General features: G+C 65.5%; 8 protein-coding genes. All 8 read right to left on the bottom strand.

All coding sequences use genetic code 11. The features are described 5' to 3' along the window. Entirely contained in the window at positions 1-1,050 is a 1,050-nt protein-coding gene (locus ILT44_RS22260; protein ID WP_204241804.1) for a sensor histidine kinase, read from the bottom strand. An 8-nt stretch (positions 1,051-1,058) separates the two neighbouring features. After that, the gene (locus ILT44_RS22265; protein ID WP_204241805.1) at positions 1,059-1,508 is read right to left on the bottom strand and encodes a response regulator; all 450 of its coding nucleotides are present in this window, start codon (positions 1,506-1,508) and stop codon (positions 1,059-1,061) included. 13 nt (positions 1,509-1,521) lie between these two features. Next, positions 1,522-3,756, bottom strand: coding sequence for an ATP-binding protein (locus tag ILT44_RS22270; RefSeq protein WP_204241806.1), 2,235 nt, complete (start codon positions 3,754-3,756; stop codon positions 1,522-1,524). After that, entirely contained in the window at positions 3,753-4,319 is a 567-nt protein-coding gene (locus ILT44_RS22275) for a biliverdin-producing heme oxygenase (protein ID WP_204241807.1), read from the bottom strand. The genes ILT44_RS22270 and ILT44_RS22275 overlap by 4 nt, the downstream gene beginning before the upstream one ends. Further along, positions 4,316-5,071 carry an ABC transporter permease gene (locus ILT44_RS22280; protein ID WP_204241808.1) on the bottom strand — a complete coding sequence of 252 codons (756 nt, stop codon included), beginning with the start codon at positions 5,069-5,071 and terminating at the stop codon, positions 4,316-4,318. Before ILT44_RS22280 ends, ILT44_RS22275 begins: the two co-directional genes overlap by 4 nt. Next, the gene (locus tag ILT44_RS22285; protein ID WP_204241809.1) at positions 5,068-6,006 is read right to left on the bottom strand and encodes an ABC transporter ATP-binding protein; all 939 of its coding nucleotides are present in this window, start codon (positions 6,004-6,006) and stop codon (positions 5,068-5,070) included. The genes ILT44_RS22280 and ILT44_RS22285 overlap by 4 nt, the downstream gene beginning before the upstream one ends. Further along, positions 5,993-7,168 (bottom strand): ABC transporter permease, encoded by a 1,176-nt coding sequence (locus ILT44_RS22290; protein ID WP_239468446.1) that lies wholly within the window; start codon positions 7,166-7,168, stop codon positions 5,993-5,995. Before ILT44_RS22290 ends, ILT44_RS22285 begins: the two co-directional genes overlap by 14 nt. A gap of 87 nt (positions 7,169-7,255) precedes the next feature. Then, positions 7,256-8,170, bottom strand: coding sequence for a glycine betaine ABC transporter substrate-binding protein OsmF (osmF, locus tag ILT44_RS22295; protein ID WP_204241811.1), 915 nt, complete (start codon positions 8,168-8,170; stop codon positions 7,256-7,258). Between the last annotated feature and the right edge of the window lie 270 nt (positions 8,171-8,440).

Here is an 8,440-nt window from a genome sequence, read left to right on the forward strand (position 1 = left end):
CTAGCTCACGTCCTGAGCCGGCATGGTCACCCGCACGAGGACCGCCGGTTCGTCCGGGGGCCATTCTACATGGGCATCGAGCTGGCGCGAGAGGGCCTTGAGAACGGTTCCCGAAGCGCTGTTCTGCGCCGCCTGCTTCTCCTCCGGGCTGAAGGCGTCGTCGGAAAGCTGGAACAGCAGGGTGCCGTTGCGTATGCGCAGGGCGAGCTTCAGCTTTCCATGGCGCTCGTGATAGGCATGGCTGAGGGCGTTGACGACGATCTCGTTGAACAGGAGCGCCATGGGCGCCGCCTTGGCAGCCTCGACCTCCACATTCTCGATCTCGAATTCCGGGCTGATCGTCACGCCCCGAAGGGATGAGGTCAGCTCCTCGGACAAGCCTTTGGCAAAGCGCGAGGCATCGAATCGCGCAGATCCCTTCCCGTCGTAAAGATCGAGATGCGCGGCTGCGAGGGCCTGCATGCGGTCCTTCATGCGCCCGAGCACTTGGCGCACCTGCTCGTCCTCGGCCTGACGGATCTCGATCCCGATCAGGGACAGAAGCAGCTGCAGGTTGTTCTTCACCCGGTGGTCGAGCTCGTGCAGAAGGGCGGTGCGCTGATCCAGAAGCTTCTGCAGGGCCTCCTGCGCATGCAGCTTCTCCTGCCGCTCGCCGGCTTCGGCAAGCGCGCGCAGGACGGTGGCCGGCAGACGGTCCAGGCGTTCCTTGAGCACGTAATCCGTGGCGCCGCGCTTCAAGGCCTCGACCGCCACCTCCTCGCCCAGCGCCCCGGAAACGAAGACGAAGGGTGTCCCGGGGGCACGGGCCTGCACGATCTCAAGCGCGCTCAGGCCGTCGAAAGCGGGCAGCCGGTAATCGGCCAGGATGATGTCCCAGCGCTCTTCCTGCACGGCCTGCGTGAAGCCGGCGGCGGAATCGACACGCTCGATCTCGATGAAAAGACGGGCGGAAGCCAAAGCCTCGGTCACCAGCTCAGCATCGAGCACGCTGTCCTCCAGGAGGAGGATGCGCAGCATTCGGCTGGACGGGGAACGGGGCTGCCGGCTCATGGGCAGGGCTACCCGCCGTTGCGCCGCGGCGGCGGTTCGTTGAGGATGGCCCAGAACACGCCGAGATCCTGGATCGCATCGAAGAACTCCCGGAAGCCGACCGGCTTCACCACGAAGGCGTTCACCCCGAGTTCGTAGCTGCGCACCAGATCGCTTTCCTCCCTCGAAGAGGTGAGCATCACCACCGGCGTGTGCCTGAGATGCGGATCGGACTTGACCTTCTCCAGCACCTCGAGCCCGTCGATCTTCGGCAGCTTGAGGTCGAGCAGGACCACGGCCGGATCGCTGGTGTTGCGGCTTTCATGGGCGCCGCGGCGGTAGAGGAAGTCGAGCGCCTCGGCGCCGTCGCGCACGATGACGACCTCATTGGCGAGCTGGCTCTGCTCGAGGGCCGCCAGCGTCAGTTCAAGATCCTTCGGGTTGTCCTCAACCAGCAGGATCGGTTTCAATTCCGGCATTCACGCCGCTCCTTCATTCATGATGGTCCGGCAGGGCAACGGAGAAGGTCGCACCCCGGTCGAGCACACCCTCGGCCCAGGCCCGGCCGCCATGCCTTTCAACGATCCGGCGAACATTCGCCAGCCCGATTCCGGTTCCCTCGAACTCCTCCATCCGGTGCAGCCGCTGGAACACGCCGAACAGTTTTTCAACGTACTTCATATCGAACCCGACGCCGTTGTCCCGCACGAAGATCACCGTCTCCCCATCCTTGCGGGTGGAGCCGATCTCGATGCGGGCCTTGTCCCGGGGCCGGGTGTACTTGATGGCATTGTCGAGAAGATTTTCAAAGACCAGACGGATCAGCACCGGGTCCGCGGAGACAGGGGGCAGGTCGCCGACCACCCACTCGATCCGCCGGCCGGCCGTGTGCATGGTGAGCTGCTGCCTGATCTCGTCGATCAGGACCTTCATGTCGATCGGCCGGGGCTTGAGGGCCGTGCGGCCCATCTGCGAGAAGCGCAGCAGGTTGTCGACGAGGGTTCCGGCCGTATAGGCCGACTCGATGATCGTGTCGATGTAGCGCTTGCCCTTCTCCGACAGCTCGCTCCATTCCTGCTTCTTCAGAAGCTCGGAATAGCCCACGATGTGCCGGAACGGCGCGCGCAGGTCATGGGAGACGGAATAGGAGAAGGCCTCCAGCTCCTTGTTGGAGCGGCGCAGTTCCTCGGAGAGCGCTGCCAGTTCCTCGGCCCGACGCAGCACGATTCCCACGATGGCGTTGCGCAGTTCCTTGACCGCCTCGATCTCGCTCCGGCCCCAGGCGAGGGATTGCTCCCGCACGGTTTCCTTCCAGATCTCGAAGGAGCGGCGCGGATGAAGCCTTACGCTGCCGGCCTCCTCCTGAACGGGTTTTTGCGGGTTGCCGCCCCATTTCACGGTCTGCACGACTTCCGGCTTGAACCAGAGCACATAGCTCGATTGCACCTTCGAGATCGAGATCGACAGAAGCCCGCTTGCCCTGTCCGCATAGGCCTTGGCCGCAGGGTAGAGTTCCGGCAGCCGGTCGGTTGCGAAAACATCTTCCTGGTGATGCTTTGAGAGCCACGCGAACAGATCCTTGACCTGCTCCTCGTCAGGGCTCCGCCCGAGGCACCGGCAATGATCCTGCGTGATGACGGCCGCCCCCTGGGCGCCGGCCAGGAGCAGCAGATCCCCGGGATGATTCACGAGGCCGGCGATGAAATGGTCTTCCGCCGCCATATGGGCGAGGAGCCGCGTCTGCACGGCCCCGAGGCGCACCCGGTTCTCGGCCAGAACCGTGTTCTCCCGCGCCTCGAGCTGGAGGGAGAAGATCTGGGTCAGGAAATCGCAGGCGTTGCGCACCTGCAGCGAGATCCGCTTCGGGTGCTTGTTGTGGCAGGAGATCAGGCCCCACAGCTCCCCGTCGCGCAGGATCGAGATCGACATGGAGGATAGCGTCCCCATGTTGCGCATGTATTCGAGATGCACCGGCGAGACGCTGCGCAGCACCGAATCGCTCAGATCCAAGGGCGCGGGGTCGCGCGACTGGATGGGAACCGGGGTGTAGTCGGCATCGGGAATGATGCGCAGGCGGTTGCGCCGGTAGAGCTCCCGCGCCTGGGCCGGGATGTCGGAGGCAGGAAAGCGCAGGTCGAGATAGGAGGGCAGGACCTCGTTGCGGTCCTCGGCGATCACGGTGCCGTTCCAGAGCTTGTCGAAGCGATAGATCAGCACCCGGTCGAAGCCCGTCATGCGACGGATATCCTGCGCCGCGAGTTGGCAAAGAACCTCGAGGCTGGAGGCTCCCTGCAGCTGCTCCACGAAGCCGCGCAGGGTGGGGTAGAGCGTCTCGAGGCTCGAGGCCGCCTCCTGCGGCGGCGCCTCGAGCTCCAGAACCGCGCACTCGCCCGAACGGGAGATCGCGACCTCGTAGGATTGCCGACCCTTGTCCGTGGACAATTCGATGGTGCGGAGATAGCGCGTGGTCCCGGCCGGCGGCGGATCCGTGAGCTGCGCCTCGAATTGCTCGCTCAGGAGCGGCAGCGCCTCGGCGAAGGGCCGTCCCAGCGCGTCAGCCGGATCGAGGCCGAAGATCTCGGCGATGTTGGCGCTGGCATAGGCGAGCGTCCGGTCGGGCAGCCGAATCGCCAGAAGGATCCCGTGCGGCTGAATGCTTCCCGGAATGTGGATCGGCTCCCGCTCGCAGGCGGTCAGGTCGATGTCTTGCGTCGTTTGCAGAGTCATGAGGTCTCGCACAGCCAGTCATGCATCACATCGAAGGTCTTTTGCGCGGACTCGACCATCACGTCGTCGGCCTCCGGCGACGAGGCTTCCAGCAGCACGGCGCCGAACGACTTCCACATGGCAGCGATATCACGTCCATAGCTGCGGAAATAGGCGCAGCCCGTCTCCGCGACGAATCCGAGCCGGCGTTCCACCTCGCGGGCGATGATGGCGCCGCCGAGCGTCGAACCCTCGACCACATACATGCTTCCCAGCACCGCCTCCGGCGCGGACAGGGGCATCAGAGGCCGGCATTGTGGCAACTGAGTGATCTCATCCGATTTTAGTCCTAGGGCCTTGAGGTCCTTGACAAGAAGCTGAGTCTTGCGGCGGCGTTCGAAGAAGGTGCGGTCCGGAGCCCTGTCGGCCGCCGCTTCCTCCCAGGCCTTGTGGAAGCCGTGGAAGCGGATCAGCAGGTCCCGGTAGGCATCGCGCGAAGATATGCGGCGCTCGAGGTCCATCGCCGCCTCGATGCGATCGTGCGCAGCGCGCGTCTCCCTTTTCAATCGGGCGAGAATCGTCATGACACTTCGTCCGCGGAGCGGCCCAGCTTCCTGGCCGCCATCCGCTCGGCCAGTCCCAGCCCGTCGTGGATCAGAACCGCGAGCAGGGCAACCACCAATCCGCCCTGCAGGATGAAAGCGACGTTGTTCGATTGAAGGCCTGCGATGATGACCTCCCCCAGACCCTTGGCCGCCACGGTCGAGCCGATGGTGGCGGTGCCGAGGCTGATGATGACCGAGAGACGGATGCCGGCAAGGATCAAAGGCAGGGCCAGCGGCAGCTCCACCTGCACCAAGCGTTGTCTCGCATTCATGCCCATGCCCCTGGCAGCCTCAAGCGTCCGGGGCGACACCTCCATCAGGCCGGTGAGCGTGTTCTCGAAAATCGGCAGGAGACCGTAGAGGAAGAGCGCGATGAGGGTCGGCTTTTCCCCGAAACCCACAAGCGGCACGGCGATCGCCAGCACCGCCACGGGCGGGAAGGTCTGACCGATATTCATGAGGCTGCGCGAGAGGGGCAAAAACTCGCGGCCCGCAGGCCGCGTGACGAAAATGGCGAGCGCTATCGCCAGGACCGTGCTGGCCAGCGTGGCGAGAAAGACCGTGCGCAGATGCGACACGGTCAGGGTCAGCAGGCTGCTCTGATTGTAGATCGCCGGCGCGTTGTTGACGGTCAGCGGCTCGAAGGCAAAGGCGAAGAGCTGCGGTGCCGCAATGAAGGTCGCAAGCAGGAGCAGTGCCGACGCTCGGAGAATGATCGAGCGCGGACTCATGCGAGAGACCGCCCGCGCCTGAGGATCGCGTCGATGCTGATTCGTCCGACGAGGGCGCCGGAGGCATCCGCCACGGGAAGCGCCTCACGGCCGCGCCAGATCAGCTGCGAGAGGGCATCGCGCAGACTGGCCGAGAGGGGCAGAGGCTCTCCCTCCGCGTTGCCCTGCTCCATCGCCTCCTGCACCGTTACGAGAGACAGCAGGCGGAAGGGCCGCTCCGCCGTGCCGACAAGCTGCTCGACGAAAGCTTCCGCCGGATGCGCCAGCAGCGCCGCGGGCGTCGCATATTGCAGGAGCCGGGCCTGATCCATGACGGCAATCCGGTCACCGAGATGGAACGCTTCGTTCATGTCGTGCGTGACGAGAACGATGGTGGTGCCGAGCCGGCGCTGGATCGCCAGAAGATCGTCCTGCGCCTTGCCGCGAATGACGGGATCGAGCGAGCCGAAGGGCTCGTCCATCAGGAGGAGCGCGGGCTTGGCCGCGAGCGCCCGCGCGACTCCGACGCGCTGCTGCTGGCCGCCCGAAAGCTGATGCGGAAACTTTTGCGCAAACTCGCCGGGGTCGAGCTGAAACAGGTCGAGGAGTTCTTCGACCCGGTTCGCAATCCGCTTCCTGTCCCAGCCGAGAAGGCGCGGCACGGTGGCGATGTTGTGGGCGACGTCGCGGTGCGGGAAGAGCCCGTAGCCCTGGATGACATAGCCGATCCGGTGCCGGAGCTCATCCTCGGGGACGGTGGCCGTATCCTGACCGTCGATGAGGACCCGGCCCGCATTGGGGACGACGAGCCGGTTGATCATGCGCAGCAGGGTCGACTTGCCCGCGCCCGAGGTGCCGACGACGACCGCGATCTCGCCCTCCTCGACCGTGAAGGACACGTCGTCGACGACGATATCCGCCCCATAGCGCTTGGTGAGATGCTCAATCTCGATCATGCGCGCCCCGTTGGGTCAGATCGATGACGGCATCGAGGATGACGGCTGCGGCAAAGGACAGGGCCACCGTCGGGATCGCTCCCAGGAGCACGAGGTCGATGGCCGTCTGGCCGATGCCCTGGAACACGAAGGTGCCGAAGCCCCCTCCTCCGATCAGCGCGGCCACCGTGGCGAGCCCTAAGTTCTGGACCAGGACGATGCGGATGCCCGCCAGCACGACGGGAAGCGCCAGCGGCCATTCGACCTGCAGAAGACGCTGACGCGCGGACATCCCCATGCCCCGCGCCGCGTCCGTGACGGCAGCCGGCACCTGGCTCAGCCCCGCGACCGTGTTGGCGACGATCGGAAGCAGGGAATAGAGAAACAGCGCGATGAAGGCGGGCGCCGCTCCGATGCCGCGAATCCCCAAGGCGGCGGCGAGCGGCACATGCGCCGCGAGGTATCCGAGCGGTGCGATCAGGATTCCGAACAGAGCGATGCTCGGGATCGTCTGGACGATATTGAGCCCCTGCAGGATGGCCGCCCTCAGCCTGCCGATGCGATGGGCGACCATGCCGAGCGGCAGCCCGACGAGACAGGCGGCCGCCATCGAGCCGAAGGCGAGCCACAGATGCTGGCGCGCCTCGCGCCAGAAGCTGTCGGCGCGGTTCGCGTATTCCTTCATCAGGGAGAGGTCGTTCCAGGCGCCCGACAGGAGGAGAAGCGCCAGCGCTCCGGCCGCCGCGGCCAGCGCGGCCAATCTCGCCCAGGGTCCGAAATGCAGGCGCGTCAGCGCATCGGCGGCCAGCAGCGCGAAGGCCAGCGCCAGGAGCCAGAAGCCGACGGACGGCGACACGCGGGCGAAGGTGTTGCCGGAAGGCGTCACGAATCCCGCCGACCATCCGACCGCCGGAAAGATCACGCACAACCCGAGAGCGGCCGCGCCCAGGCGGACCAGCAGCTTGCGCGCGAGGGCCGCGCACAGGGTGACCCCGAGCACCACGATCAGAACGCCGGTGACACCAGCCGGCGGCAGCGCATCGGTCAGGAGGCGCCCCTCCCCCGCGACGATGCGATTGGCCCGGTACGTCACGAAGGGAGCCGCAAACAGCGCGACGCCGATGAGGACCGCGATCACGGCCCCGAGCCGGTCCAGGTGCAAGGTGGGGCGCAGGGTGGGCATGCCGGGCGCGGTGGTTCGGGAAGAAATCGTATTCACAAAACGTCCGGCCCTGATCGCGCAGTTCGTTCTTCTGGTCGGACCGTCAGGTCACTTCAGAAAGCCCTTGGACTTCAGGTAATCGGTCGCCACCGCCTTCGCCGGCTCGCCGCCGACCTGCACGCGGGCATTGAGCTTCTGCAGCGTGGCGAGATCGAGGGAGGCGAAGATGGGCTTCAGGATCTCCCCGATCTTCGGGTTTTCCTTCAGGGCCGACTCGCGGACGATGGGAGCGGGCGCATAGACGGGCTGCACGTTCTTGTCATCGTCCAGCACCACCAGGCCGGAGGGGGCGATGCCGCCGTCGGTGCCGTAGACCATGGCGGCATTGGCGCCATTGGTCTGCTCGGCCGCCGCCTTGATGGTGGCCGCCGTGTCGCCGCCGGAGAGCACGATGAGCTGCTCCGGCTTCATCCGGAAATCATAGGTCTTCTGGAAGGCCGGCAGGGCCGCGTCCGAATTCACGAACTCGGCGGAGGCGGCTAGAACCACCTTGCCGCCCTTCGTGATCCACTGGCCGAAATCGGACATGGTCTTCAGCTTGTTGGCCTCGATCACATCCTTGCGCAACGCGATGGCCCAGGTGTTGTTGGCCGGCGCCGGATCGAGCCAGACGATCTTGTTGGCGTCGTAATCCAGCTTCTTGGCCGTCTCGAAGCCCTTGGCGGCATCCTTCCAGAGGGGATCGTCCGCCTTGTTGAAGAAGAAGCCCGCATTGCCGGTATATTCCGGGTAGATGTCGATCTCACCCGCCGTGATGGCCTTGCGGACCACCGGCGTCGCGCCGAGCTGGATGCGATCCTGCGTCTTGATGCCGTTGGCCTCGAGCGTCAGGAGAATGATGTTGCCGAGGACGGAGCCTTCGGTATCGATCTTCGATGAGACGACCACATCGGCCTTCGCGGCGCTCATCGCCGCCAGCCCGAGAGCAACGGCAAACGCTGCCGGCTTGAAGATGGTCTTCATGGTAACCCCCTTGTGGAACCTTGCCCTGCTGGTTTTAGGACAGTGCGGCCGTTTAGGCAGAGGGGAACTCGCGAAGACTTGGCTTTTGAAGGATAAAAAGATCGTGTGGCGGCAGAAAAACCCGCCGGAAGCGCCTTGCTCCTCCGGCGGGGCGACCCTGAGCGCCTTCAGGGGCCTCTTTAGGCGCTCAGGCTCGACGGAGGCTCCTGCGCGATGGTGAAGCGGACCTGCGCCTGCGGGCGGTGATCCTCGGAGAGCGTGCGCCAGGTG

Source organism: Microvirga arvi (assembly GCF_016892765.1).
In the GTDB taxonomy this organism is placed as follows: domain Bacteria; phylum Pseudomonadota; class Alphaproteobacteria; order Rhizobiales; family Beijerinckiaceae; genus Microvirga; species Microvirga arvi.